We start from the raw sequence: 25,815 nt of genomic DNA on the forward strand, positions 1-25,815 counted from the left end.
GGCGGCTCTGAAGGGCCATCACCTTCATCTTCCACGCAGCACCGCTTCAAGAAGCTCTACCTACATCACAAGCCCCTCTCCACGTTCGTGGCACACCTTCATCACTACTACGAGACGGTCCGCCCCCCTGCCACGCATCGGTACTCAGCCCCTCACAGTTCCAGCTGTTTGAGGTTCTCCCTTATCACCAACCGGCCCTCAATCCGACCGGCGGCAGCATCATGGCGAGGGGTTCCCACGTTCCGCACCAGCGCCTGAACCGAGCTCGCGCCACCTTTATGCCGGGCACCACCTGGCCAGGAATACAGGACCCCGCCAGATTCATCCCGGGGCAACAACTGGACCCCGGTTTCGGTAACCGTTCATACGCTTTCGACACTTCATCAGTGGTTCACTCGCGTTCGCCTTCTCGGCTCGTACCTGACGCATCTTGTGCGCCTTTTCCGCAGTGCTCATCACCCCGGCTCATTCACCGGAGCAACCTGCGGCGGTTTGAGACCTCCCCCTGTGTGGGCGGTCCCGGAGGGCCCACCTCCATCACCGGTGCAGCATCACGTCGGAAGATTCCGTCTACATCGAAACCTCCCGTTGTGTTCGTGGCGCACGGTCATCGGCATACCTCACCAGAACCGGAGTCCCCGCCTGGCGGTCCGTTCTGTGTGGCTCGGGCAGCCTGGAGGTGCGTCCCGTGTTCTCGGTGGACGAAGTCAGCCCTGGTTCGGTGCCATCGGCCTGGTCCCGTAACGTGCGCCGTCCAGGAAGACGGCCGTGACCGCCGCGCTGGCCTCCTCAACCCCCATGTGGCCCTGGATCACCAGGTTGCCGATGCCCCTGAGCAGTCCCACATAGGCGCCCATCAGGGTCGAGGAGGACAGGTCGGTGCGGAACGTCCCGTCGGTGGCGCCCCGCTCGAAGATCCGCTGGAACGGCGGCGCGAGTCGTCCGTTGGCCTCGTCGAGCCCGTCCATCCTGCTGTCGAGCACGGCCAGCGCCCGATATTTACCGATCATGGTCATCGCGGCCCTGGTCAGCCTGGCCAGCGCCTCCTCCACGGGGGCGGCGTCGAGGTTGGCGTCGTCGATCTTGCTGAACAGGTCGCTGACGGCCGTCTGGTAGAGCGCTTGGACCAACGCCTCCCGGCTCGGGAAATACCGGTAGAGCGTGGCGCGTCCCACCCCAGCGGCCTTCGCGATGTCCGTCATGCTGGCCGCTTCGCCGTATTCCGCGAAAACCGTCGCCGCGATGTCGAGGATCCCGGCCGCGGCGTGCTCGCGCAGGGCTGACCTTCTGATCATTGCCGTCATCATACGTCGCCGTCCGATCGCTTGACACTCAATCTCGATATTGAGACAGTCTGTCTTGCGAACGAGACCAAACGTCTTGGACCATCTGGAGAAACGGGGCAAGATCCATGGACAATTCGCCAAATTCCGATCCGCCAGGCATAGCCCGTCGTCCCGACGAGCCGGGCACATCGCGGCGTCCCGATGGTGTATCCCGGCGCGGATTCCTGGCCACGTCAGCCGCGGCCGTGGGGGTCGGCGTCCTGCCGGCAGGTCCGCTCAGTGCGCCAGGTCTGGCCGGTCCAGCAGGTTCGGCGGTCACCACCGCGCATTCCGCCGAGCTCAACCTGACCCTGCGCGTGAACGGCGCCTCCCACCGCCTCCGGCTGGACGCGAGGGCCACGCTCCTGGACACGCTGCGCGAGCGGCTCCGCCTGACAGGTACGAAGAAGGGCTGCGACCGAGGCCAATGCGGCGCCTGCACGGTGCACGTGGACGGCCGCCGGGTGTTGTCCTGCCTGACCCTGGCCGCGAGCGTGCACGGCAGGCCTGTCACCACGATCGAAGGGCTCGCCCAAGGGACGAGGCTCCACCCGATGCAGCAGGCGTTCCTCGACTGCGACGCGCTCCAGTGCGGTTTCTGCACCCCCGGGCAGATCATGTCCGCCGTGGCGCTCGTCCGAGAGGGGCACGACGGTTCGGACGCGGAGATCAGGGAGTACATGTCGGGCAACCTGTGCCGCTGCGGCGCGTACCCGAACATCGTCGAGGCGGTCGGGAAGGGCGGGTCGAGCTGATGCGCGCCTTCACCTACGCCGCGCCCTCCAGCGTGGAGGACGCCCTGGCGGCGGCCGGGGACGGCGCGGCGTACCTGGCGGGCGGGACCACGCTGGTGGACCTGATGAAGCTCGACGTCCTGGCCCCGAGCGCGGTGCTGGACATCGGCGGGCTGCCTCTGCGCGACATCCGCTACGACACGAGCGGCCTGTACGTCGGCGCGCTGGCCAGCATGAGCGACATCGCCAGCCACGCCATGGTCTCCATCCACTACCCGATGATCTCCCAGGCGCTGCTCCAGAGCGCCTCGTCCCAGATCAGGAACATGGCCACCATCGGCGGCAATCTGCTGCAGCGCACCCGGTGCGGATATTTCCGCGACCCGGCCATGCCCTGCAACAAGCGGACCCCCGGCAGTGGTTGCCCCGCCCTCGACGGCAGCAACCGCACGCACGCGATCCTGGGAACGAGCGGCTCCTGCGCGGCCACGCACGCCAGCGATCTCGCCGTAGCGCTGACGGCTCTCGACGCCTCGGTGCGACTGCGCGACCGTTCCGGCACCCGTACCGTCCGCCTCGAGGACTTCTACCTGCTGCCCGCCGACACCCCGCATCTGGAGAACCGGCTGCGGCCCGGCGAGCTCGTCACCGGCGTGACGGTGCCCGCCCTGGCCTGGGCCAAGCGGTCCGTCTACGTGAAGGTCCGCGACAGGCAGTCGTACGAGTTCGCGCTGACCTCCGTCGCCGCGGCGCTCGACCTGCGCGGCGACACGATCGCGGAGGCCAGGATCGCGGCCGGAGGGGTGGGCACCAAGCCGTGGCGGCTGCCCGCGGTCGAGAAAGCGCTCAAGGGCCACCCGGCCCGTCCAGAGGTCTTCGAGCAGGCCGCGGCCCACGCCGCCGAGGGCGCCAGGCCGCTGCCGCACAACGGCTTCAAGCCCGCCCTCCTGCGGCAGACCGTCATCCGCGCACTCAACCGACTGGCAGGCTGACCATGACCAACCGCGTTGACGGGCCACGCCTGGTGACCGGCGCCGCCCGCTACTCCGGCGACCACTCCGTCGAGGGGCTCGTCCACGGCTACCTGGTGCTCAGCACGATCGCGAACGGCACCGTCCGCACGATGAGCGCCGACGCCGCACTCGCGGCACCCGGCGTGCTCGCCATCTTCACGCCGTTCAACCCGCTGCGGTACGCCGGCCCCTGGGCGCAGGGCCCCGGCTACTACCTTTACGGGCCGAACCGCTTCCCGTTGCAGCCCGGCGACCGCGAGGTCCGCCACCACGGGCAGGTCATCGGCCTGGTCATCGCCGACACCTTCGAGCAGGCCCGGGACGCGGCGGCGCTGGTCGAGGCCGCCTACGACGCCAGGCGGCCGAACACGTCCTTCGCCGACGGCATCCCGGACGCCGTCGTGCCGCCGCCGCTGACCGGGCCGCCGGTCGTCGACGTCCTGGTACCGGGGTTCGGCTCGATCGACGACGCGCTGGCCGCCAGTGCGGTCACCGTCCGGGCCTCCTACAGCCAGCGGCCCGAGCACCACAACCCGATGGAGCCCCACACCGCCATCGCCGTCTGGGACGACGGCAGGCTGACCGTCTACAGCGGCGCCCAGGGGCCGCTGCTGCACGCGCAGGAGATCGCCGTCGCGATGGAGGTCGAGGCCGCGGCCGTCCGGGTGGTCAGCACGCATGTCGGCGGCGCCTTCGGCGGCAAGGCGAGCACGTGGCCACCCGCGGTGCTCGCGGCGGCGGCGGCGCGGCAGGTGCGGCGCCCGGTCAAGCTGGCGCTCACCCGCGAGCAGCTCTACTCGGTGACCGGCCACCGCCCGGCGGTCGTCCAGGAGGTCGCACTCGGCGCGGCCCGCGACGGCAAGCTCCGCGCGATCAAGCACGACTGCGTGTCCACCAGGTCGAACGTCAGCTCCCTCTACAACGGCGTCAGCGGCTACTCGCTGGGCGTCTACTGCACGCCCAACGTTCACGCGGGCACCAAGGTCGTGACGCTGGACATCCCGCCGGCCACGATCATGCGGGCGCCAGGCGAGGAGGCCGGGTCGTTCGGGCTGGAGTGCGCGATGGACGAGCTGGCCCATGAGCTCGGCCTCGATCCGATCGCCCTGCGGCTCGCGAACGACGCCGACCGACATCTGACCGGCGGTCTGCCGTATTCAAGCAAGCACTTGGCCGAGTGCCTGCAGGTGGGCGCGGCCCGCTTCGACTGGTCGCGCCGCAAGGCGGAGCCGCGCTCCGTGGTGGCGGGCGAATGGCTGATCGGGTACGGGATGGCGGTGGGGGTGTACGGCGCGAATCGGTACGAAATGTCGATGCGGGTCGCGTTCCGGCGCGACGGCACGGTGCATGTCGGCGCGGCCACCGCCGATCTCGGTACCGGCATGCGGACCGTGTTGTCGATCGTGACCGCGGCCAGCCTGGGTGTTCCGCTCTCGCGTGTGGTGTCCTGGCTGGGCGACACCGCGCTGAGCCCGGACCCGATGTCGATCGGCGCGATGGCGGGCGCCGTCGGCTCTGCGGGCAGTTCGAGTGTCGCGCCCGCGATCAGGGCCGCCGCCGAGGCAGCCACGAAAGCGCTGATCCTGCGGGCGATCCAGGACACGCGCTCGCCGTTCCACGGGCTCGCGCCAGAGGACGTGCGCTACCGCGACGGAGTGCTGAGCGCCAACGGGCAAAGCGTCGAGTTCGGCCGGCTGCTGACGCTCATGGACGTCGACGGCGTCACCGCGACCGGCACCAGCGCCCCCGACGCGACACCCGAGCACACGATGAGCTCCTTCGCGGCGCACTTCTGCGAGGTCAGGGTCAACCGCTTCACCGGCGAGACGCGCGTGGCCCGGATGACGAGCGTGGTGGACGCCGGGACCATACTCAACCCCGCGACCGCGCGCAGCCAGATCATCGGTGGCGTGGTGTGGGGCCTGGGCCAGGCGCTGCTGGAGGGCGCCGAGGTCGAGCCCGCGACCGGCCGCATCGCCAACGCCAACTTCGCCGACTACCTCATCCCCACCAACGCCGACATCCCTGGTATCGACGTGTATTTCCTGAATTATCCGGACACCATTTTCAACCCCGTCGGCAGCCGGGGGCTCGGCGAGATCGGCACGGTCGGCTCGGCGGCGGCCGTCGCCAACGCCGTCTTCAACGCCACCGGCATCCGCGTCCGCGACCTGCCGATCAGCCCGGAGAAGCTGCTTCCCGCGCCGGCACGTACGAGCAAGGACTGAGATGGCCCGACCGCTGCCCACGGTCCGCACCCGCCCCCTCGATCCGCCGACAGAGCTGGGCCGACTCCGTGCGGAACATCCGATCAGCCGCCTCGCCTATCCTGACGGCCACCTCGGCTGGCTGGTGACCGGTCACGCCGCCGCCCGGGCGATCCTCGCCGATCCCGCCTTCAGCGCCCGATCGGAGCTCCAGCGCAGGCCGGTCGGGGACGGCCCGCGGGAGCCCGCCGGGCCGGGGATCTTCATCAACATGGACGCGCCCGACCACACCAGGTACCGACGCCTGATCACCGGCCAGTTCACCGTGCGCCGCATGCGCGAGCTGGAACCGAGGATCGAGCAGATCACCGCCGAGAGCCTCGACGCGATGGAACGCCACGGCCCACCCCTCGACCTGGTCGAATCCTTCGCCCTACCCATCCCGTCACTGGTCATCTGCGAACTGCTCGGCGTGCCGTCCCGCGAGCGCGAAAGGTTCCAGCGGGACACGGCCGTGATCGCAAGCCTGGACGCCACCGCGGAGCAGGCCCGCTCGGCGACCGCCGACCTCGCCCGCTATCTCCACGAGCTGGTCCTGCGCAAGCGCGCCGATCCGGCAGACGACCTGATCAGCGACCTGACCAGCGGCGGCGAGCTGAACGACGAGGAGCTGACCGGCGTGGCGGTCATGCTGCTCATCGCCGGCCACGAGACCACCGCGGGCATGCTGAGCCTCGGCACGCTCGCCCTCCTGTCAGACCCCTCCCAGCAGGCCCGGCTCCGCGCCGACCCGTCCCTGACGGGCAACGCCGTAGAGGAGCTCCTGCGCTACCTGTCCATCATCCACCTCGGTCCGACCCGCACCGCGGTGCAGGACATCGAGTTGTACGGCGTGCGCATCGCCGCGGGCGAGACCGTGACGATCTCTCTCCCAGCGGCCAACCGGGACCCCGGCCGTTTCCCCGACCCGGACGAGCTGGACCTGACCAGGGCGACCGCGGGCCACCTCGCGTTCGGCCACGGGATCCACCAGTGCATCGGCCAGCAACTCGCCCGCGTCGAGCTGCGCGTCGGCCTGAACGCCCTGCTCCGCCGCTTCCCCACCCTGCGTCTCGCGGTCACGCAGGAGGACATCGGCTTCCGCACCGACTCCATCACATACGGCGTGCGCAGCCTCCCCGTCACCTGGCACCTTGGAGAAGCGACATGACATCCAACGCAGCATTGATCACCGGCTGCTCCACGGGCATCGGACGAGCCACCGCCCTGGCCCTGGCCCGCGCCGGGTACCCCACCTGGGCCACGGCTCGGCGGCTGGACACCCTGGCCGAGCTGCGGGCAGCCGGATGCAGGGTGCAGCAACTGGACGTCACCGACGAGGAGGCCATCACGCGGGTCGTACGAGCCGTCGAGGAAGAGCACGGCGCCGTCGGAACGCTGATCAACAATGCCGGGCGCGGCGGGGGCGGGCCGGTGGAGGAGATTCCGCTCGCTCTGGTGCGCGAGGTGTTCGAGACCAACGTGTTCGGCCTGATCCGGATGTGCCAGCTCGTCCTGCCGGGCATGCGGAGGCAACACTCCGGTACGATCGTCAACCTGGGGTCCGCCGCCGGTCTCGTGACGCCCCCGACCGGATGCCCGTACGCGATGACCAAGTACGCGCTGGAATCGCTGAGCGACTCGCTCCGGCAGGAGGTCGCCCCGTTCGGCGTCAACGTCGTGCTGGTGGAACCGGGAGCGGTGCGGACGGAGTTCATGGCCAGCAGCGAACGGCACAACCCGCGCACCGGCGGCGACGGCCCGTACGAGGGCTTCAAGCAGAGCGTTGCCAGGATGGTCGAGCGAGCTCACCGGGAAGGGGCGCGGGACGTGCTGAGCGCGGAGGACGTGGCGAAGGTGATCGTCAGAGCGGTCGCCGCGCGACGGCCGAAGGCCCGGTACAAGGTGGGCCCCAGGCCCGCGTCGCCCCGCTGGCCAGGCGCCTCGTGGGCGATCGCGGCTGGGACGCGTTCATGCGCCGCATGGTGCCGTTCCCCGTCGACTGACCGCCGCACCCGGACCGCCGGGCCTGGACCGCCGCACCTGGTGGACCGTTGGGTCTGGGCCCGGGGGCTCGTCACACCGCTTGGGAGTTCGTTTTGTCGGTAACCCTCTATCGCATCGGCGCGTACTGTTCCCGGCGAAGAGGACGTGTCGCCGGAATCTGGCTGGTCGTCCTGCTCGTTGCCGGCGTCGTCGTCGCGCGCCTCGACCTTGACCCGCAGGCCCTCGCGCTGCCGTCGATCCTGGCCCTGGTCGTGGCCGTCGACTACGGGTTGCGGATCGTGTCCGCACTCCGGCGCGATCCGTCGCCCGGCCGGGACGAGGCCGTCGGCAGGGCCATGGGCTCCGCCGGGCCGGGCGTCGTGTGCGCGGCCATGGCGGTCTTCCCCGCGATGCTCCAGCTGGTCATGGCAGGCCAGGGCGGTTTCCTGGTCACGGCGGGCCTGGCCACGTTCGCCGTGGTCCTCGCGGCCATGCTCGCCGCTGTCACGCTGATGCCCTCTCTGCTGGCGTTCGCCGCTCCTCGGCTCTCGAGGCGGCCGGCGCCCACCGAATCCCGATGGGGCGCGTTCGTCACAGGGCATCCCGCTCCGGTCCTGGTGGCGGGTCTGGCACTGCTCGCCGTCGCGGCCCTCGGCCTGCGGGAGTCGCGGTTCGCGCGACCCGAGACCGATTTCCTGCCGCTCTATCTGGTGCTCATGCTGATGCTGACGTATCAGCACCTGGCGATGGCGTTCCGGTCGGTGCTGCTCGCGATCATCTCGGTGGCGGGCTACCTGCTGAGCGTCGCGGCCACGCTGGGCCTGCTCGCCATCGTGGTCTCGCGCGGCCCCGCCGGTGCGGACCCGCACCCGATGCTTCCGGTTCTCGCGATCATCGTGGTGTTCGGCGTGGCGATGGATCACCAAATCTTCCTCGGCGCCGGGATCCGCTCCGCGCTCGCGGACGGTCTGGCCCCCGAGGCCGCCGTCCGGGCCGGGTTCGCCCGCTCCCGCCGGGTGATGGCCGTCTCCGCGCTCGTCCTGACCAGCGTGTCGCTCATCCTGGTCGCCGGCGGCAAACCGCTCACCGGCACGCTCGGGCTGGGCCTGGCGGCCGGCGTCCTGCTCGACGTGTTCGTCGTACGGATGACGCTGATGCCGGCCGTACTGGCCGTACTCGGCCCCAGGGTCTGGTGGCTGCCACGCCCGCTCGAACGCACGCTGGCCCTCGACTTCGACCTGGAAGGCGGCAAACTCCGGGATCACCCGCGAACTTACGCGTGACGCGGCGAACGGCCGTCGAGCCAGCCGGTCGCCGCCGCCACCTCCCGGGCGATCGCCTACGCTCATTAACCCTTCCCGACCAGCACGGAAACCCGTTCAACCATCTAGTCGCCGCGCATTGGTACAGGTGCCGGGTCTCAGGCGGGGGCGGGTGGTGTGGGGAACAAGGAGCGGAAGTTGTGGACCATCGGGTTCGGGTCGCCGGTGCGCCAGGTTAGGTCCAGGGTGACGACCCGGGTCGGCGGCGACAGCGGCCGGAAAGCCACGTCGCCCCGCCGCAGCCGGGCCACCGACTCCGGCACGATGGACACGCCGATCCCCGCCGCCACCAGGCCGACGATGGTCTGCATCTGCACGGCCTCCTGCACGATCCTGGGCTCGAACCCGGCCGCCCTGCCCACGGCGATGATCCGGTCGAACAACGCGGACCCGTACCGCCTCGGGAACATCACGAACGGCTCGCCGGCCAGCGCCGCCGGCGGGATCGACGTGCTCGTGGCGTGCGGATGGCCGGCGGGCAGCGCGGCGAGCAGCAGCTCGCGCGCCACGGTCCTGGTGGTCAGCACCTCGGCGGCGGGTCCCGCGAGCGGCGCGTGCAGGAGGCCGACGTCGAGCAGGCCCTGGCGCAGTTCCTCGGCCTGCTGGGCGGTAGGCAACTCGCGCAGCTCCACCTGGACACCTGGGTAGCGGGCGCGGAAGCGGCGCAGCACCCGCGGCAGGGTGAGGTTGGTCGCCGACCCGACGAACCCGATCACGAGCCGCCCCGCCTCTCCCCTGCCGACCCGCCTGGCCGATTCGGCGGCAAGCGCGGAGTGGGCCAGGCACGTGCGGGCCTCGGCGACGAACGCCTCGCCCGCGGGCGTGAGGCGCACCTGCCTGGTCGTGCGCTCGAACAGCCGCACGCCCAGCTCCTTCTCCAGTTTGCCGATCTGCTGGCTGAACGGCGGCTGTCGCACGCCCTCCCGTAGCGCGGCCCGGCCGAAGTTGAGCTCCTCGGCGAGGGCGACCGCGTAGCGCAGCTGCTGAAGATTCATATGTCATCGATATTAATCGACACGTACTTGCCTCTAGATCCGGCACAAACGGATTCGGGTGGTGAGGGTGGCGGTTATGAAGTCGATGATTGTCGGGCTCGCCCTCCTCGGCACGTTGCACCACGGCTGGGAGGACTTCAGGACCGAGCAGCCGCTGTACGTGTCGGGTACGGTGAGCGAGGTCAGGTGGGGCAACCCGCACCCGGAGGTGCGGCTGCGCGTGGCCGCCCCGGTGCGGTTGCCGTCCGGGCTCGCCAGGCGGTCCATCCCGGCCGAGTTGGAGGAGCTCGGCGGACGGGAGGTGCTGCGGCGCACCCAGGCGTTCGACGGGCGGGACGACGAAGTGGTACTAGTCCTCGCGCCGGTGGAGCGACTGACGGCCTGGGGCATGCCGGACCGGGTGAAAGAGGGCGAGCGGCTAGAGGCGGTGGGGTACGTCCATCGCGAGCATCCGGAAGAGTTCCGGCCGGAGCTGCTGATCAGGCAGGACAGGCGGGCGATCAGGCAGCGCTCGGTCCCCCTCCCGGAGAACCCGCCCCCGGCCTCGCCCGGCTCCGAGCCCGGACCCGCCGACGCCGCCGGCTCCACCGGCAGCACCGGCAGCACCGGCGCGGGGCCGCTGCCGTGGCTCGTCGGGGGCGGCCTCCTAGTCGTCGGCTGCACAGTCGTGCTGGTATTGGTGAGGAGGAGGCGGGGTGGAGACGCTCACGTGGCTTGAGGGCACATGGCTGGCGGAGTTCGTCAGGGAGACGCCGTGGGTGTACTCCTCGCTGGAGATCGTCCACCTCCTGGGGCTGGCGCTGCTGGTCGGCCCGGCCACCCTGTTCGACCTGCGACTGCTCGGCGCGGGACGGGGCGCGATCTCGGTGTCGGCCGCGGCGCGGCACCTCCTGCCGGTAGCCCGCGCGGGGTTCGCCGCCGCTGCGATGTCCGGGGCGGCGATGTTCGCGGGCGGCGCCAGGGAGATCGCGGGCACCGGCGCCGCGCCGGTCAAGCTGGCCCTGCTCGGCGTTGCCGGGTTGAACGTGGCCCTGTTCCACCTCGGCGTCTATCGCCGCGTGGGCGCGTGGGACGGCGACCGCCGCGCACCGGCAGCGGCCAGGGCGGCGGGCGCCGTCTCGCTGGTCACGTGGACAGGGGTGCTCGCCTGCGGGCGGCTGATCGCCTACACCTGACCCGTCATCCCGTCCAGACCCCTGGCCAGGCCCAAGCTGCCAGCTCACAGAGCCGCCATCAGAACCGATGGCGACCGCGATCACACCGAGGTTCAAGGCACGGCCCTGTGACGAGGTGGGACCCATACCAGCGGTCCGAAAGCGAACCCATCCGAATCCGGGACATCTCCTGCTGCGATGTCTACGAGTACGCCTGCCAGGGCGGCCAATATGTGATCCTTCGCCGCAACAGTGAAGGCCGCCGAGAGGAGACGGCCCGCGGCCTCCGTCGCCGAGCTCTCGAAGTGTGGCTACAGCTCCTTGCCGAGCACCACAAGACCTGTCACAACCCAGGCGACCAGAGGGAAGACCCTTAACCCGCAGCACGACCAAAAGGACAATCCGGTTCTCGTCCTGAGCTCCAAGGTGAGGCCCCGCCGAACACTCCGGCGGGGCCTCACCCTTTTCGTCTGGGAACAACCCGGCGTGGACTGAGCACCAGGCGAACCGGTCGGTGACGTCCAACGTAGATTCGGATTTGTCGTTTGTCGGACACGGGCTGGCGGCCCTGGTCGGCTATCCCGATCGCGGCTGGTTGGGGGGCGGTGCCGACGTACATGCACGCCGTCACGAACCTCGCCTCCACCGCCGTCGCGCCAGCGGCCGGCTTCCCCGACCACGCCTGGACCACCATCGGCGTCGCCGATCGCTGACCCGCACCCGACGCCGGAGACAGCGACGGCCCGGTTGAGTGGTGCTGGCCCGTCCCCGACAACCAGGCCCGCCGAGATCGCGCGCAACCCCTGATAGCAACCGACGAGTTGGACACAGGAGGATCGCGGGGACCGTCCTGCGGGCGGCCGACCACGGCGCGGGGCCTAGCCTGGCCCGGGCGGGCCAGGCGGCGAGCTTCCTCGCCGTCAAGCGAGGCTCCTGACCCGGCCCAGTGCTCAACGGCTGGAACCGGACCCGCCGTTGATCATTGCTCGATGGGATCCAGGCAGCCCATGCCCCTCAAGTTGGAGAGGATCGCACTCGCCGTGGCCTCATCGCCCATGTCGTGGTAGATGTTCCAGAGGACGAAGCCGTCGTGGCAGGCGGGCGGGATGGCGTTGGCCGGCCCGGCCGTCAGGGTTGAGATGGCGACGAGGCCGGCGGCCAGCGCGATCAGCACTGCCGCGATTTTCGCGGAGATCCTGGACATGGTGTCCTCCTGACTCGGTTCTGAGCGCTCCCCCGGCCTGCAGACCTCAGGGGTGCGCACCTGTCGGAGGAGATTCGGAGCAGAAGCGCCGCCGGATCGCGCCTGTTAGGCGTCACTGGCTATAAGAGAACAGAACGTCACTGCCGATGAGTATGAACACGGCGATATGTCCTGACCGATAATCTCCGGCCATGCTCGTGCCGACGCCGTGATGCTCGTCATGGCGGCCAGCGTCTGGAAGAGGCGCGCCCCCGTCGTCGGCATCACACTCCTCGCGGCAAGTGCGGGCAGGAAGTTCTCGAGATGCAGCCACGACCAGCGAACCGTCCGCGGGAACTTTGACGAAACTGCCCTGACGCGGCGGGTTTCTCAATCTGCGCCGCGCGTGGATGCCGCATCGTTGTAGGCAGGCTGTTCAACGAAGGTCGGGGATACGTTCGCCACCCTTCGCAGGGCGCTGGGTTGGCGATGAAGCCGGCCACGCAACGTCGTCGATCGCGAGCCACGGCGCGACGGCTACGGCCGTGGGCGTGAGCCCGGCGAACGTCTTGACCTCGCGGTGGAGGTGGGACTGGTCGACGTAGCCGCTCTCGGCGGCAACGCCGGCGGCGGCGTGACCCGCCGCGAGAAGGTGGGCGGCGTGGTCGAAGCGCACAAGTTGGGCGGCGCGTTTGGGTGTGATGCCGAGCTGGGACCGGAAGCGGGACCACAGGCGCTTGCGGCTCCAGCCGACCTCGTTCGCCAGGCCGTCGACCCGCAGTCGCCCCCGGCTGGTGAGCGTCCGTCGCCAGGTGTAGGCGACCTCCGGATCGACCGGTGGGTGGGCGCCCAGCCGTCGGCCGAGGATTTCCACCGCGATCGTGAACCGTTCATCCCACGACGCGGCGGCGCGCAGCCTGTCCTCGGCTCGCCCGGCGTCGCGGCCCCAGACATCCTCAAGGGCTACCACGGTCCCGCTGAGCTCGGTCGATGCGCCGAACAACGCAGCCGCCGCGACCGGCTCCAGCCGGATCTGGAGGCACTCGCCGACCCCCCAGCCAGCTGCCCGAAGATCGCCGGGGAGGAGCCCGACGACGACACTGCCGCGCTCGTGCCGGCCATGGGTTTCGTAGACGACGCCTTCTCCCTCGCTCAGATCGACGAGCAGGGTGACGGATGGGTGCGCGACCATGGCGATGTCCACAAGTGCCGGGGCACGATGGCGGAACCCGGCCATGCTGACCCCCGGCAGCCGACCTGACGGGCGCGGGACTGCGACGTCCACCCACGCCCAGTCAGGTGGTGTACCGATCGACAGCACTCCACCAGTCTAGGCCTTAGGGATCACGGGCGGGCTGTCAGCGGCCGTTGCCGTGGAGCCCAGCAGCAGTTTGCTGGTCGTCTCGGGCGCTTCGAACATGGGTAGGTGCCCGACGCCGGGCAGCATCTCGACCCGCGCGTTCGGCACCGCGTCGTACTGGTGTGCCGACGACGGATCCCAGCGGGGGTCGGCAGCGCCGAAGATCACCAGCACTGGGACCTCGATGGCGGCGAGACGCTTGGGCACGCTCCGCTCGGTGATGTACGCGGCGTTCCGGCGCGCCACCTTCCGGAACGCGCGGTACGTAGTGCCCCGTACCTCGGCGATCACATCGTCCGGGACGTCCACAGGGCGAGCGGTCGTCGCATTGATCCCACGGCGGATCATCGCGTCCGAACGCCGCGACCAGAGGAGCGGGCCGAAAGGCGGGGCCAATAGGACCCGCAGGATGGCCGGCTGCGGAAGGAGCGCATCGAGACTCGGGCCGGTGCTGATCAGCGCGAGCGAGCCCACCAGGTCAGGGCGCTGTTCGCTGAGCGCGGTGGCGACGTAGCCGCCGCCGGAGTGCCCGACCACAGCGACACGACGAAGGCCGAGGTCGTCGAGCAGCGCCGCCACCCGGCCCGCCTGCGCGGGCACATCGTATGACAGCGCGGGCGGGGACTGGCCGCAGCCCGGGAGGTCGATCCGGATGACGTGATGGTGGCCGGCGAGTGCCGGGACCACCGGGCTCCAGGTGCCGCCCGAGGCACCCGATCCGTGGATGAGCAACAGCGGCGGCGCCTGCCGCGGGCCGTCGTGGACCACGTGCATCCCATGCGAGTGCTCAACGTCGTATTCACTCATGCGGAGACTATGCACGGGCGGTCGACTATCAGTCTTGGACAAATGTTCCCGCGGAGTTGACAGCCGACGGCCCGCCACCATCGTCGCAGTCCCCGGAGGCCGCGCTGTCATCGGCAGATGAGGACGACATCGCCCTTCCAGCACGGGGCACAATCGATCAGCCAGCACTGCTTGCCGCGGGCAGGCAAGGTCCACGATGCCGAACGCCTCGTCATGCTCACGATCGTGTCGCCTATCCCCACAGGGTTTCGGTCCCCAACGTGTTCGATCCCAGTGACGTCTCATGCTCATGCCGAGCGACGGGTAACAACTCGTTGCGGCCACGCCAGGCGAACCAGGCGATCGTGACCAGTGTCGCCATGAAGAGCGCGTGGAGGACATCGTAAACGACCCCCGCGCCGGCGGCGATCATCGCTATCTGGCTCAGCGGGACCGCGGCCGCTGCCCATCGAGGCGCCGCACGAGAGCGCCAGAGAGCGGCCCCGAGCACGACGAAGCCCAGCACGGACAGCAGAAATCCGATCGTCTGGATACCGAAGACCCGTCCGGAGTCGGACTGGAAGGAGTCGAACAGCGCACGGCCGGTGGCCGCGTCGGACGTCAGGTACCAGTCGACGGCGCCGATGGCGAAGAAGCCGGCGCAGAACAGCACTGCGCCTGCCGATAATTACATCCACCCAGGTCATGGCCATGTACGCCTTCGTGCGGCGCGCGAGCTCCGACCGTCAGGAGAAGAAGGACGTGCGGCATGATGATCAGTCGTGCTCCTCCGTCTGGCCTACTTGGCCATCACGACGCATCAGGTTGCCCTTATGGGCATCGCCGTGGATGTGGCCGACGGGCAGCGCGAACTCCAGCGCCTTGTACTCGGCGTACAGCTCCTTGATTCGCTGACGCAGGAACTCGATGTCCTTGCCTGAGACGCTCTGAGCACAGTCCAAGCGGTCCTCGACGCGGCCCACCGGAGGAGCGGAAGGAACTGGACATCCCCGAGGGTGTCCCCGTGTTCGTCATCAAGCGGCCTCGCAAGCGCGATCGCATACTGCCAGCTGACCGGACAATCCTTGTCTGGGACACGTGCGAGGAGCTCCTTGCGGCCGAATAGGCTCCCGATCCGACGGTTTCACAGTCCTGCCGCAACAGCACCGCGTCCATGGGCACGGCTCATCAGCGCGTCGAACTATCCGAACGCCAGCAAACGGCGCCAGGATCTACTTTGCCTTGCCTTGACGTCCGATTTCCTATTCTGCCCCCATGTTGATGTGGGTGAGCATGCAGGCATGAGGGCTGAGCCGATCCTGCTCGATAGCGGGCACCCCGGCGCGGTTCCCGCGGTGTCTGTCGACGACACGTTGACCGATCCTCCCGGACTCCGACGGCTGGTCTGCCGGTGGCGTGTGAAGGGCTCACGTATGAACGTTCCGTGAAGACACCAATTGGAGTCCAATTGGCTCTCGCTGCCGCTGGTCAGGCTGGCGACCATCTCTTGCTGACGGAGCGCGGCCGAGGCCGGCGCTGACTGCGGACTGAGAGTGGAACATGGCTAGTCAACGTCCTTCACGCGGCTTCTTGCTGGCCGCGCTGGTACCAGTGACCGCACTGGTGATGGCTGCGTGTACTCCGGGAGGTAGCGGGTCAGGTTCCCAGCCTGACAACCCCTCGGCGCCGAAGAACCTGACGATCGCACTTCCGACGATCTCGCCGCCGTTCAACGGGGCGACACAGAGCAACACGGCGCTGCGGATGACGAGCAACATCTTCGACCCGTTGATCTTCCGCGACCCGAAGACCAACAAGCTTTCGCCAAGCCTCGCGACAGCCTGGGAGCAAATCTCGCCAACGGAATGGGACCTGACGATCCGCCAGGGCGTCCTCTTCCAGGACGGCACGCCGATGACCGCGGAGGATGTGGCCTTCACCATCGGCGCACAGCGGCTATGGGGCAAGGATGCTCTCGAGCCGACGACGCTGCTGGACAGCTTCAAGTCGGTGACGGTCGTGAACGGCAGCACGGTTCGGATCACGACCTCGTACCCGGACCCGGTCTTGCTGTATCGGCTGACGACACAGGCCAGCTTCGTCGTGCCGAAGAACTACCTGCTGACAAAGGGGGAAACGTACTTCGGCACGCACCCCCTCGGCACCGGCCCGTACAAGGTGACCGCGGTCGCACCTGGTGACCACGTCACCATGGCGGCCAACGACAAGTACTGGGGTGGCAAGCCTCCGTACCAGAACCTGACCTTCCGCGCGGTCAGCGAGGTCTCCTCCCGCGTGGCCGGCCTGCTGGCAGGCCAGTACGACATCGTGACGACGATCCCCCCGGATCAGACCGACACCATCACGGGTGGCGGCGCGTCAGTCGACCCGGTGCAGGTCGACAACGTGGTGTCGCTCGCGTTCATGACCGAGCAGAAGGGGGCGCCGACGAGTGACCCCCGTGTCCGGCAGGCGATGCGGGCAGCCGTCGACTGGCGATCGTTGACGACCTCGCTCTGGAAGGACCTGACCAAGCCCCCGGCCGGTCTGAACGTCCCGGCCTATGGATCGTTCCATAACGCTTCGCAGACGCCTCCGGCATACGACCCCAGCCAGGCGAAGGCGCTGTTGCAGCAGGCCGGCTACCACGGACAGCAGATCGAGCTGCAGTACATCAGGAACTATTACACGAACTTCGACGCAGCGGTTCAGGTGATGCAGCAGCAGTGGAGCCAGGTCGGATTGAACGTGCGGCTCTCCCCGGTCGCGGACTACACGTTGCTCGACTACAAGAAGCTCAACCTCTACGCCACATCGAACAACATCGCCTTCCCCGACCCGATCTCCCCCATGTGGACGGACTGGGTATCGCCGACGTCGAGCTACGTGACGAACGGCCGGTTCCGGCCGTCGTCCGAGATGACGAAGGCCGGGACGACACTGAGCCGGAACCTGGACCCGGCCGCCCGCAAAGCCGCGTTCAACGAACTGCTGAGCGAATGGGACGAGGCGGTGCCCGCGATCTCGCTGTGGCAGCCGGTGGAGATCTACGGGGTGAAGTCCGGTCTCACCTTCACCGCCGACCCGCGCTATTGGATGCGGCTGGCTCCGATTCCGGCGGCGAGCTGACGAACATGACCATCGACGACAGTAAGGAACCCATGGAACAGCGGCCCGGCTTCGATGTCGACGGCGCCACCGAGCACGAGCCGCTGCGGCTCAACCCCGGGGCGACCATCGTCCAGGTCTCGGATTCGCACCTGTCACCGCACGTGGCGCAGACGCAGCGAGTGTGGCAGGACATCGTGCGCTACTGCGACCGCACCCGGCCCGAGCTGGTGGTGCATACCGGAGACCTGGTCTACGACGATCCGGACGCGGAAGAGGATCACGAGTTCGCGGCGGCGCAACTGCGCCGCCTCACGGTCCCCTATCGGGTGGTTCCGGGCAACCATGACATCGGCGACACCGCACCAGACCCCTACCGAGGGCAGGTCACCACGGAGCGTCTCGCCCGGTACCGCCGGTTCTTCGGGACGGACCGATGGTCCGCGACGGTCGCCGGCTGGCTGCTGGTCGGCATCAACTCGCAATTGCTCGGTGGCGATCTTCCAGAGGAGGGCGAGGCGCAATGGGACTGGCTGGACATGCTCGTCGACTCCCATCCAGACCGGCAGCTGGCGCTCTTCTTGCACAAGCCGCCCTGCATCCAGTCGCTGGACGAGTCGCTGTTCGTGAACAAGTCGATCGCCCCGGCCGCCCGGCGACGGCTGCTCGGCTACGCGGAGAGAGGCGTACTGAAGCTGATCGGCTCCGGCCACCTGCACGAGTTCACGACTCTGCAGTCGCACGGGGTCACCGTCGTGGTCGCCCCCTCCGCAGGTCGCACGCCGGTAGGGGCGGAGACCTGGGGCATCGGCCTGCGCTGCAACGGGGTCGTCGAGTACCGCTTCCGGCGGTCGTCGGTCTCCTACCGGTTGCTCACCGCGGCTGATCTGCTGCCGCCCCGCTTGGGTGCCGAACGGAGAGAAGTACCGGCGGGCAACGGGCATGGCGCGGCGTCCGGACGCGTGGAGATGTAGCGATGATCGCTGCCGTCATGGTGCGGTTCCTCAGGGCGGTGCTGACCGTCTGGATGGTCGTCACCGCCGTGTTCGTGATCATCCGGCTCACCGGAGACCCGATCCGTTCCCTGCTTCCGGAGAACACACCAGAGCAGATCGTGGCCCAGTACCGGCACCGGTGGGGCTTGGACAAGCCGATCGTCGACCAGTACTGGACCTACCTCAGCAGGCTGGCCCACGGCGACTTCGGCGTCTCCTATTTCGACGCCCAGGGAGCCCTGCACAGTGTGCTCGACAAGGTCCCGGCCACGTTGGACATCGCTCTCCCCGCGTTTCTGATCGCGGCAGCCGGCGGGTCGGCGCTCGGCGTCCTTGCCGCGGTCAAGCGAGGCAGCCCGGTGGACCGGATCGTGACCACGGGCGCGGTGGCGTTCGCATCGTTTCCGCCGTTCCTCGTCGGGGTGATCCTGGTTCTGGTTTTCGGGGTCAAGCTCAAGTGGTTGCCGACCGCGGGAAGCAGCTCCATGAAGAGCCTGATCCTGCCGATCGTCACGTTGGTGCTCGCCTCAGGCTCGGCGATCGCCCGGATCACCCGGGCTTCGATGGGCTCGGCGCTCGATCTGCCGTGCATCACCCACGCCCAGGCGCTGCGCGTCAGTCCTCGCCGGCAGATCTTCGCGCATGCCCTGCCCAATGCCATGTTGCCGCTGCTGACCGTGCTCGGTTTCCAGCTCGCCTACCTGATCGCCGGCTCGACGGTGGTCGAAGTGCTGCTCGCCTGGCCAGGCGTCGGGCGGCTGTTCGTTCAGGCCGCCAACCAGCACGATTTCGCCGTCGTGCAATGCGTCGTCCTCCTCGTCACGATCAGTGTGGTCTCGGTCAACGCGTTGACCGACCTCGCCTACAAGGCCGCCGACCCGAGGCTTCGGGGGACGCGACGATGACCATGACCACGACCTCCACCGGACGGCCAGCCCGGCGGCGTATTCTGCGCCGGGCCGCACCCCGATCGGGCACGACCGTGAAGCTGTCCCTGGCGGTGCTCATCCTGGTGGTGCTCGTCGTCGCGTTCGGTGACAGCCTCGCCCCGCACTCCTACCAGGCGGTGAATCTCATCGACCGCCTGCAGGCACCGTCAGCTCAGCATTGGCTCGGCACCGACGACCTCGGCCGGGACGCGTTCAGCCGTGTGCTGCACGGCGTTCGTGTCAGCGTTCTCATCGCGCTCGGTGCCACGGCAGCCGGTGGTGTCATCGGCGGCCTGCTCGGCGCACTGGCCGGCTGGCGGGGCGGCGTCATCGACACCGTGGTGTCCTTCCTCGTCGATGTCCAGGCGTCCTTGCCGTCGTTCGTCCTGGCCCTTGGCGCGATCGTGGTCCTCGGGGGCTCGCCGACGACGCTCGTCATTGTGCTCGGTGTCGAGGGCTGGGAACGGTTCGCCCGCATCGCCCGGGCTCAGGCCATGGGAGAGCGTCGCGCCGGCTACGTCGAGTCCGCCCTCAACCTCGGCGTCCCCGAGTCGGTCGTCATCCGGCATCACGTGGCGCCCGCACTCATCGCCCCACTCGTTGTGACCGCGACGCTGGCTTTCCCGAGCAAGATTCTCATCGAAAGCGCCCTGTCCTTTCTCGGGCTCGGCGTCCAGCCCCCGCAGACGAGCCTGGGCCAGATGGTCGGTGACGGTCGCGATCACCTGGCCACGGCCTGGTGGATCGCGGTCGTCCCGGGCCTGGTCATCTTCGTCATCAGCCTCGCCGTCAGCATCGTGGGCGACTACTACCAGGATCGGATCATCAGCGATGCCAAGTGAACCGCCTGCGCTCCACGCCCCCGCGCGACTCCTGGCCGCGGTCGAGCACCTCAACGTCACGGTCCGCATGCCGGATGGCGAACCGGCACTGATCCTCGACGACGTCAGCATGAATTTCGCCTCCGGCCGCTGCGTCGGCATCGTCGGCGAGTCAGGCTCGGGAAAAACGACCTTGGGCCGCGTCCTCGCCGGACTTCCCGGCCCCGGGCTCACGGTCGAAGGGTCCGTCCGCTCCCACCCTCGCACCGGATTCATGTTTCAGGACGCGGTCAGCGCCCTGAACCCGGTGCGCCGGGTCAGCTGGCAGGTCGACGAAGCCCTTCGGGCCCGGGGCGTTCCCCGCGCCGAGCGTGCGGCCCTGCGTCTGGAATATCTCGCGATGGCCGAAGTCCCCGAGCCGGAGGCTCTGCAGCGGCGATACCCGCACGAGTTGTCCGGCGGTCTTGCCCAGCGAGTCCTCCTCGCGACGGTACTGGCCGGTCAGCCTGAGCTGATCATCGCCGACGAGCCCACCAGCGCGCTCGACGCCAGCACCCAGTCACAGATCGTCGCTCTGCTGCGCCGTCTCATGGACGAGCAGCATCTCGGCATCATGCTGATCACGCACGATCTGGCCGTCGCAGCACACACATGCGACGAACTGGTAGTCCTCTACGGCGGGCAGATCGTCGAACATGGGCCCACCGACCAGGTACTGCGTACCCCCGCCCACCCCTACACCGCGGCACTGCTACGAGCACTCCCGTCCTTCGACCGGCCACCTGGTCACCTGATGCCCGTTCCCGGAGCACCGCCACGCGTCAGCAGCGACAGGCCTCCCTGCCCCTTCTCGCCCCGCTGCGAGCGTGCCACTGACCTGTGCCACCTTGAGCGACCGCGCCAGATCCGCCGTACCGGCACCACCGTGCTGTGCCACCACCCGATCGGAGCCCCGGCATGATCCCCTTGCTGCACGGCGAGAACCTCAGCCGGACCTTCACCGGCTCTCGCGGCGAGCGGACCCACGCTGTCACCGACGTCAGCGTCAGCCTGGAGGCAGGGCAGACCGTCGGCATCGTCGGCGAGAGCGGAAGCGGCAAGACCACCCTCGCTCGCATGCTCACCGGGATCGACCGTCCGACCGCCGGCACGGTCCGGTTCAACGGCCGGCCCATCCCACCCCAGGGGAACCGCTGGCGGGAGAGCCGGCGCGATCTGCAACTCGTGCCGCAGCACGCCTCCCGGGCGCTGAACCCGCGCATCAGCATCGGCCGGCACTTCCGCGAAGTCCTCGATGCTCACGAGATCGTGCCCCGGAGTGAGTACCAGGACCTCATCGCCGCTCGGCTGGTCGACGTCGGCCTGGACAGCGCCGACCAGGCGAAACTGCCGCGGCAGATGTCCGGCGGTCAGCAGCAGCGCGTCATCATCGCTCGCAGCCTGCTCCTCGACCCGCAGGTGCTGATCTGCGACGAACCCACCTCCGCGCTCGACATCTCCATCCAAGCCCAGATCATCCGGCTGCTCTGGGAACGCTGCCGCGGCAGTGACCGCGTGCTTGCGATCATCACCCATGACCTCCGTGTGGTTCGCGAGTTGTGCGACCGGGTCCTGGTCATGTACCGCGGGGAACTCGTCGAACAGGGATCGGCCGAACACTTGCTGACGGAGCCCGAACACCCCTACACCCGGCAACTCCTCGCCTCCGCGCGGCAGTTCTCCGTGCCCGGACCCGGCGCTGACGGCGCGGCGTCCGCCGTCCCTGGATCGCGATGACGGTCGTCCCGCAGTCGCCGACCACCCGGCGACACCGGCCGGATGGCGCGGGAGCGACCACAGAGCGGATCCTCGACGCTGACGAGGCGTTCCGGGACGACCTGGAGCGGATCCGGTTCTCTCCCTACTACTCACGGCTGGCCGCGGTCACGCAGGTGATCTCGCAGAACGGCGCCGGTCAGGGCGTGCACAACCGGCTCACACACACCATCAAGGTGACATCGGTGGCCCGGGCCATCGCCACCGCCGTCAACCGCCCGGACGATCCTCGGCGCGCACTGCTTGATCGGGTCGGCGGCTGCGACCCGGTGGTCGTGCAGGCGGCCGCGTCCGCCCACGACCTCGGTCATCCCCCGTTCGGCCATCTCGGGGAACTGGTGCTGGACCGCATCGCCCGGCAGCGCTACGGCCTCACGGACGGCTTCGACGGCAACGCGCAGACCTTCCGCATCCTCACCACTCTCGACGCGCTGCACCCGGCCGGCGGGCTGAACCTCACCGCCGCCGTACGGGCTGCTGTGCTGAAATATCCCTGGTGTCGGACCACATTCCCACGACCGCACCCTTCCGACCTCGCGCAGCCGCCCCGCGGTGCGGGCAGCAACGGCCACGACCCCGGCTCGGCCAAGTTCTCCGCCTACCTTCTCGACGCCGAAGAGATGGTCGACGTCCGCGCCGCCTACCCAGAGCTGCCACCGCTGCGGCAAACCGTCGAATGTTCAGTCATGGACATCGCCGATGACATCGCCTACTCCCTGCACGATCTGGACGACTTCCACCGCGCGGGCATTCTGCAGTACTCCGCGATCGCCAAGGAGTTCCGCGAATGGCGCGCCGACTCCGTCCGGCTCGCTCGCCAGGCTTCCGGCACGCTCAGACCGGACGTTCCCGGCCAGTCGCTGGAGGCCCTGCGCCGCCGGATCCATGCCAAGGACCCCTGGATCGCCGACGACGACGCGTTCTCCACCGCCGTCGAGCACGTACTCACCGACCTGATCGACGGGTTGCTGGCCATCCCGTACGACGGTTCCCGCGCCGCGGAGCATGCCCTCGGCGACTTCACCGGGCAATGGCTCGCCCACCTGCAGGACGCGGTCATGATCACCCTCGACCCCGGCCCCCGCTCCGGTCACGTCAGCCTGCTGCCTCAAGCCTGGCACGAGGTCGCCATCCTCAAGTTCGTCCATCAGCGCTTCGTCCTGCAGCGGCCCGACCTCGCGCTCTACCAACGCGGACAGGCCCGCATCCTCATCCGCCTGGTCGACGGTTTCGACGCCTGGCTCGCCGATCCTGTCGACGCCGCCCGGGCTCCGCGCCGCCTGCTCGAATTCATCGACCTCGCCACCGCCGGCTATGCCCGGATCTCACGATTCCGGCCGGACCTGCTGCCCGGCACCGATCCCGCCACCCGGCGCCGTCTCGCGGTCGGCCGCGGACTGATCGACTACATCGCCTCACTGTCCGACGCCCGCGCGGCCGCCACGGCCGACTTGATGACGGGCAACGCCGAGCGCCTCTGGGACGCCGGTGGCGGTCTGTGACCCATGCCCGACACCGCCTCACTACCGGGCCGGACCGATCAGGTACTGTCGAGAACGCCCTCCGCTGCGACTGCGGTGGGCCGACGCGGAGTGGAGTACGCGTTGTCTGATTCTCGCACCATCCACATCTCGGACATCCCCGCCCTGCTAGGCAACTGGCGCGCCGGCAGCGGCGCGCTCACCGTACGACTCGCGCGTGCGATCGAGGACGCCGTCCACCGCGGGGAACTCACCGAGAACTCGTTGCTGCCTCCCGAACGCCGCCTCGCCGACGCGCTCGACCTGAGCCGAAGCACCGTTGTACGGACGCTCGACCTGCTGACCGAACGTGGCATTGTCCGTCGAGTGCAGGGCTCGGGCACGTTCGTCGCCGCGCCTCCATCCAAGCGTGTTGCAGCACTGCTGCCGCCACCCTTGCGGGCCTATTACCAGGCCAGGGCCCTGGCCGCCCCCAACTTCGCCGCCGCCGTGTTTCCCTCGGCACAAGACCTGCCCCGGGACGCGCTCGCGTTCGGCGAAAGTGATCTGTCCACCATTGACGACCCGGCGAGCGGCTACGCCATTCCGGGCCTGCCCTCAACCCGGCGAGCCGTCGCCGAGGCCCTGACCGCCCTGCGATTCCCGACCAGCCCAGACTCGATCATCATGACGACCGGTGCCACGCAGGCACTGTCCATCGCGTTCGACCTGATCCTGCGCAGCGATGACGTCGTCGTCGTCGACGCCCCGACCTATCCCACGACCCTCGACATGCTCCGGCGGCACGGCGTCCGGATCGTTTCCACCCGGTCCGACGCAGGCGTGGTCGACACCTCGACGCTCGCCCGCACCGCCCTTCGGCTGCAGGCCAAGATGGTGGTGGTCATCTCCACGTGCAACCCGGCCACCGGAACCACCATCCCCGACACGGACCGAGTACCGCTGGTCCGGCTGGCGGAGAAGGGCATCGTGGTCGTCGACGACCAGACTCTGGCCGACTACCACCGTGGCACTCCGGCGCGCCCGCTCGCCGTCCTCCATGACCATCGCAACATCATCACGGTCGGCTCGTACAACAAGGTCTACTGGGGCGGCCTACGGGTCGGCTGGCTGCGGTGTCACGAAGCCATGACCGAGTCGCTGACCTGGGTCAAGGCCAAGACGGACTTCGGCGGTTCGGTCCCCAGCCAGGTCCTGCTCCGCAAGCTCCTGCCGCATCACGCGTCCATCACCGCGCTGCGCCGACGTCAGGTACGCGAGCGAGCGGCCAGCGTGCGCGACTTCCTCGCGGTCCATCTCCCGGACTGGACCGTCGAAGGGGCGGATCAAGGCCCGTCGATGTGGATCCGGCTACCCCTACGCGACACGGCCGACTTCGTGTCGTACGCCTATCGGCGCGGCATCTCCGTCGGCTATGGCGGTATGTACCGCAGCGACGGAGGGAGGTCGAGCCACATCCGCCTGGCCTTGACCTCTGACCTCGGCCTCATCGCCGTGGGGCTGGCCGACCTCCAGTCGGCGTGGAATGCCTTCGGGCCCAAGCGCCGGTGAACATGCCCGCTTTTGTCCGAGGCTGCCAATGAGCGTCTTCGTGGGCCTGCAGCCCCCCATCGAGATCCGCGACGAGGTCCAGGCGATGTGGGACCGACTTTCTAGCGCGCCGACCGCCCTCCGGGAATCAGCTGACGATCTGCACGTCACTCTGTGTTATCTGGGCGAAGTGCGCGACATCACTGACCTGACGGCCGCGTTGCGCACGGCATGCGAGCAGGTACGACCGGCAACCATCGAGCTGGGTCCGGCGACGGTCATGCTCATGCCGACGACGTTGGCGATCCCCGCCGTCGGTGCCGACGACCTCGCTCGTACAGTCCGCGCCGTCGGGCGAGGATGGGAGGAGAAGCCCCAGCACCTGCCGTTCTTCGGTCACATGTCGGTGGCCCGGTTCCGCAGCCCCGCAGACGGAGCGCACTTGCTGATCCAGCAGTGGGAAGGGCTTGCTTTCTGCGGTTCCTGGACAGCGACCGAGATTTGCGTCTTCTCTCGCCGATCGCACTCCTCGGCGACCCGGTACCACGTACTTGACCGGATCCGACTAGTGTGATGCGCCTGAAATCTATCGGTTAAGTCCCGTAACGTTACAGAATGGCTGCATAGCTCCTGACCTGGGACGACTCTCCCCGCACCGATACGACACCATCGGTCCTTGTGCTCGTACGACTGCTCTACCTGATCGCCACGCGGATCTTCGCGTGGCTCGTCCTGCTGTCTCGTTCCTCCGCGGCCAAAGACGCAGAAATATTGATCTTGCGGCACGAGATAGCGGTGCTGCGCCGCCAAGACACCGCGCCAAGGCCCTGTGGGGCTCAAATACTCGACTCACGTGGTGAGCTGCAGCTATTGGCAGGCGCGCGGATCTTGAGCGTCACTGTCTAAGCCTGGATCCACGGCTTGAAATCTGATGCGAGTGTCGTGAAATGAAGTGAGGTGCCCCCTGACCTGGGATGATTGGAGTTCTTCACGCTTCAACCAGCCAGTTCAGAAAGGCACCTCGTAAGTGCA

At 68.7% G+C, this 25,815-nt stretch carries 23 protein-coding genes and 1 pseudogene; 17 read left to right on the top strand and 7 right to left on the bottom strand.

Annotated features, from left to right (window positions below; translation table 11 throughout):
• Positions 1-707: 707 nt before the first annotated feature.
• Positions 708-1,295, bottom strand: a complete 588-nt coding sequence (locus ACFLIM_RS48085; RefSeq protein WP_393177247.1) for a TetR/AcrR family transcriptional regulator — start codon at positions 1,293-1,295, stop codon at positions 708-710.
• A gap of 281 nt (positions 1,296-1,576) precedes the next feature.
• Between ACFLIM_RS48085 and ACFLIM_RS48090 the strand changes: the two genes are divergently transcribed.
• Genes ACFLIM_RS48090 through ACFLIM_RS48115 form a run of 6 tightly spaced genes read left to right on the top strand, consistent with a single transcriptional unit; the run spans position 1,577 to position 8,587 of the window.
• Positions 1,577-2,080: a (2Fe-2S)-binding protein gene (locus ACFLIM_RS48090; RefSeq protein WP_393177291.1), complete on the top strand. Its 504-nt coding sequence runs from the start codon at positions 1,577-1,579 to the stop codon at positions 2,078-2,080.
• Positions 2,080-3,051 (top strand): FAD binding domain-containing protein, encoded by a 972-nt coding sequence (locus ACFLIM_RS48095; protein ID WP_393177249.1) that lies wholly within the window; start codon positions 2,080-2,082, stop codon positions 3,049-3,051. Before ACFLIM_RS48090 ends, ACFLIM_RS48095 begins: the two co-directional genes overlap by 1 nt.
• A gap of 2 nt (positions 3,052-3,053) precedes the next feature.
• Entirely contained in the window at positions 3,054-5,300 is a 2,247-nt protein-coding gene (locus tag ACFLIM_RS48100) for a xanthine dehydrogenase family protein molybdopterin-binding subunit (RefSeq protein WP_393177251.1), read from the top strand.
• Between the two features lies 1 nt (position 5,301).
• Entirely contained in the window at positions 5,302-6,489 is a 1,188-nt protein-coding gene (locus ACFLIM_RS48105) for a cytochrome P450 (RefSeq protein ID WP_393177253.1), read from the top strand.
• Positions 6,486-7,427, top strand: coding sequence for an SDR family oxidoreductase (locus ACFLIM_RS48110; protein ID WP_393177255.1), 942 nt, complete (start codon positions 6,486-6,488; stop codon positions 7,425-7,427). Before ACFLIM_RS48105 ends, ACFLIM_RS48110 begins: the two co-directional genes overlap by 4 nt.
• A complete protein-coding gene (locus ACFLIM_RS48115) occupies positions 7,418-8,587 on the top strand; it encodes an MMPL family transporter (RefSeq protein WP_393177257.1) in 1,170 nt (389 codons plus the stop codon). The genes ACFLIM_RS48110 and ACFLIM_RS48115 overlap by 10 nt, the downstream gene beginning before the upstream one ends.
• A 137-nt stretch (positions 8,588-8,724) precedes the next feature.
• Here ACFLIM_RS48115 and ACFLIM_RS48120 read toward each other — a convergent pair whose 3' ends face one another.
• Complete coding sequence (locus tag ACFLIM_RS48120; RefSeq protein ID WP_393177259.1) at positions 8,725-9,621, bottom strand: LysR family transcriptional regulator; 897 nt, start codon at positions 9,619-9,621, stop codon at positions 8,725-8,727.
• Positions 9,622-9,697: 76 nt separating this feature from the next.
• Between ACFLIM_RS48120 and ACFLIM_RS48125 the strand changes: the two genes are divergently transcribed.
• Both ACFLIM_RS48125 and ACFLIM_RS48130 read left to right on the top strand, forming a co-directional pair.
• On the top strand, positions 9,698-10,339 hold the full coding sequence (locus ACFLIM_RS48125; protein WP_393177261.1) for a hypothetical protein: 642 nt from the start codon (positions 9,698-9,700) through the stop codon (positions 10,337-10,339).
• Positions 10,317-10,796: a hypothetical protein gene (locus ACFLIM_RS48130; protein WP_393177263.1), complete on the top strand. Its 480-nt coding sequence runs from the start codon at positions 10,317-10,319 to the stop codon at positions 10,794-10,796. The genes ACFLIM_RS48125 and ACFLIM_RS48130 overlap by 23 nt, the downstream gene beginning before the upstream one ends.
• 958 nt (positions 10,797-11,754) lie before the next feature.
• Here the strand turns inward: ACFLIM_RS48130 and ACFLIM_RS48135 are convergent.
• From ACFLIM_RS48135 to ACFLIM_RS48155, 5 genes and pseudogenes are all read right to left on the bottom strand, one after another.
• Positions 11,755-11,979 carry a hypothetical protein gene (locus ACFLIM_RS48135; protein WP_393177265.1) on the bottom strand — a complete coding sequence of 75 codons (225 nt, stop codon included), beginning with the start codon at positions 11,977-11,979 and terminating at the stop codon, positions 11,755-11,757.
• 415 nt (positions 11,980-12,394) lie between these two features.
• Positions 12,395-13,162 carry a helix-turn-helix domain-containing protein gene (locus tag ACFLIM_RS48140; RefSeq protein WP_393177267.1) on the bottom strand — a complete coding sequence of 256 codons (768 nt, stop codon included), beginning with the start codon at positions 13,160-13,162 and terminating at the stop codon, positions 12,395-12,397.
• 126 nt (positions 13,163-13,288) lie between these two features.
• Positions 13,289-14,125 (bottom strand): alpha/beta fold hydrolase, encoded by an 837-nt coding sequence (locus ACFLIM_RS48145; protein WP_393177269.1) that lies wholly within the window; start codon positions 14,123-14,125, stop codon positions 13,289-13,291.
• Between the two features lie 232 nt (positions 14,126-14,357).
• Positions 14,358-14,777, bottom strand: a complete 420-nt coding sequence (locus ACFLIM_RS48150; RefSeq protein ID WP_393177271.1) for a hypothetical protein — start codon at positions 14,775-14,777, stop codon at positions 14,358-14,360.
• A gap of 103 nt (positions 14,778-14,880) precedes the next feature.
• A pseudogene (locus tag ACFLIM_RS48155) lies at positions 14,881-15,105 on the bottom strand (hypothetical protein); the annotation flags it as partial.
• Between the two features lie 589 nt (positions 15,106-15,694).
• Between ACFLIM_RS48155 and ACFLIM_RS48160 the strand changes: the two are divergent.
• From ACFLIM_RS48160 to ACFLIM_RS48200, 9 genes are all read left to right on the top strand, one after another.
• Positions 15,695-17,233 carry an ABC transporter substrate-binding protein gene (locus ACFLIM_RS48160; protein ID WP_393177273.1) on the top strand — a complete coding sequence of 513 codons (1,539 nt, stop codon included), beginning with the start codon at positions 15,695-15,697 and terminating at the stop codon, positions 17,231-17,233.
• 5 nt (positions 17,234-17,238) lie between these two features.
• Entirely contained in the window at positions 17,239-18,186 is a 948-nt protein-coding gene (locus ACFLIM_RS48165; protein WP_393177275.1) for a metallophosphoesterase family protein, read from the top strand.
• Positions 18,187-18,188: 2 nt separating this feature from the next.
• Positions 18,189-19,112 carry an ABC transporter permease gene (locus ACFLIM_RS48170; protein ID WP_393177277.1) on the top strand — a complete coding sequence of 308 codons (924 nt, stop codon included), beginning with the start codon at positions 18,189-18,191 and terminating at the stop codon, positions 19,110-19,112.
• Positions 19,109-19,978, top strand: coding sequence for an ABC transporter permease (locus ACFLIM_RS48175; RefSeq protein WP_393177279.1), 870 nt, complete (start codon positions 19,109-19,111; stop codon positions 19,976-19,978). Before ACFLIM_RS48170 ends, ACFLIM_RS48175 begins: the two co-directional genes overlap by 4 nt.
• Positions 19,968-20,918 carry an ABC transporter ATP-binding protein gene (locus tag ACFLIM_RS48180; protein ID WP_393177281.1) on the top strand — a complete coding sequence of 317 codons (951 nt, stop codon included), beginning with the start codon at positions 19,968-19,970 and terminating at the stop codon, positions 20,916-20,918. The genes ACFLIM_RS48175 and ACFLIM_RS48180 overlap by 11 nt, the downstream gene beginning before the upstream one ends.
• Entirely contained in the window at positions 20,915-21,733 is an 819-nt protein-coding gene (locus ACFLIM_RS48185) for an ABC transporter ATP-binding protein (RefSeq protein WP_393177283.1), read from the top strand. The genes ACFLIM_RS48180 and ACFLIM_RS48185 overlap by 4 nt, the downstream gene beginning before the upstream one ends.
• A complete protein-coding gene (locus ACFLIM_RS48190; protein WP_393177285.1) occupies positions 21,730-23,274 on the top strand; it encodes a deoxyguanosinetriphosphate triphosphohydrolase family protein in 1,545 nt (514 codons plus the stop codon). The genes ACFLIM_RS48185 and ACFLIM_RS48190 overlap by 4 nt, the downstream gene beginning before the upstream one ends.
• A gap of 102 nt (positions 23,275-23,376) precedes the next feature.
• Positions 23,377-24,804 carry an aminotransferase-like domain-containing protein gene (locus ACFLIM_RS48195; RefSeq protein ID WP_393177287.1) on the top strand — a complete coding sequence of 476 codons (1,428 nt, stop codon included), beginning with the start codon at positions 23,377-23,379 and terminating at the stop codon, positions 24,802-24,804.
• Between the two features lie 28 nt (positions 24,805-24,832).
• On the top strand, positions 24,833-25,357 hold the full coding sequence (locus ACFLIM_RS48200; RefSeq protein ID WP_393177289.1) for a 2'-5' RNA ligase family protein: 525 nt from the start codon (positions 24,833-24,835) through the stop codon (positions 25,355-25,357).
• Positions 25,358-25,815 lie beyond the last annotated feature (458 nt).

It is taken from the genome of Nonomuraea marmarensis (assembly GCF_043197025.1).
GTDB lineage: Bacteria > Actinomycetota > Actinomycetes > Streptosporangiales > Streptosporangiaceae > Nonomuraea > Nonomuraea marmarensis.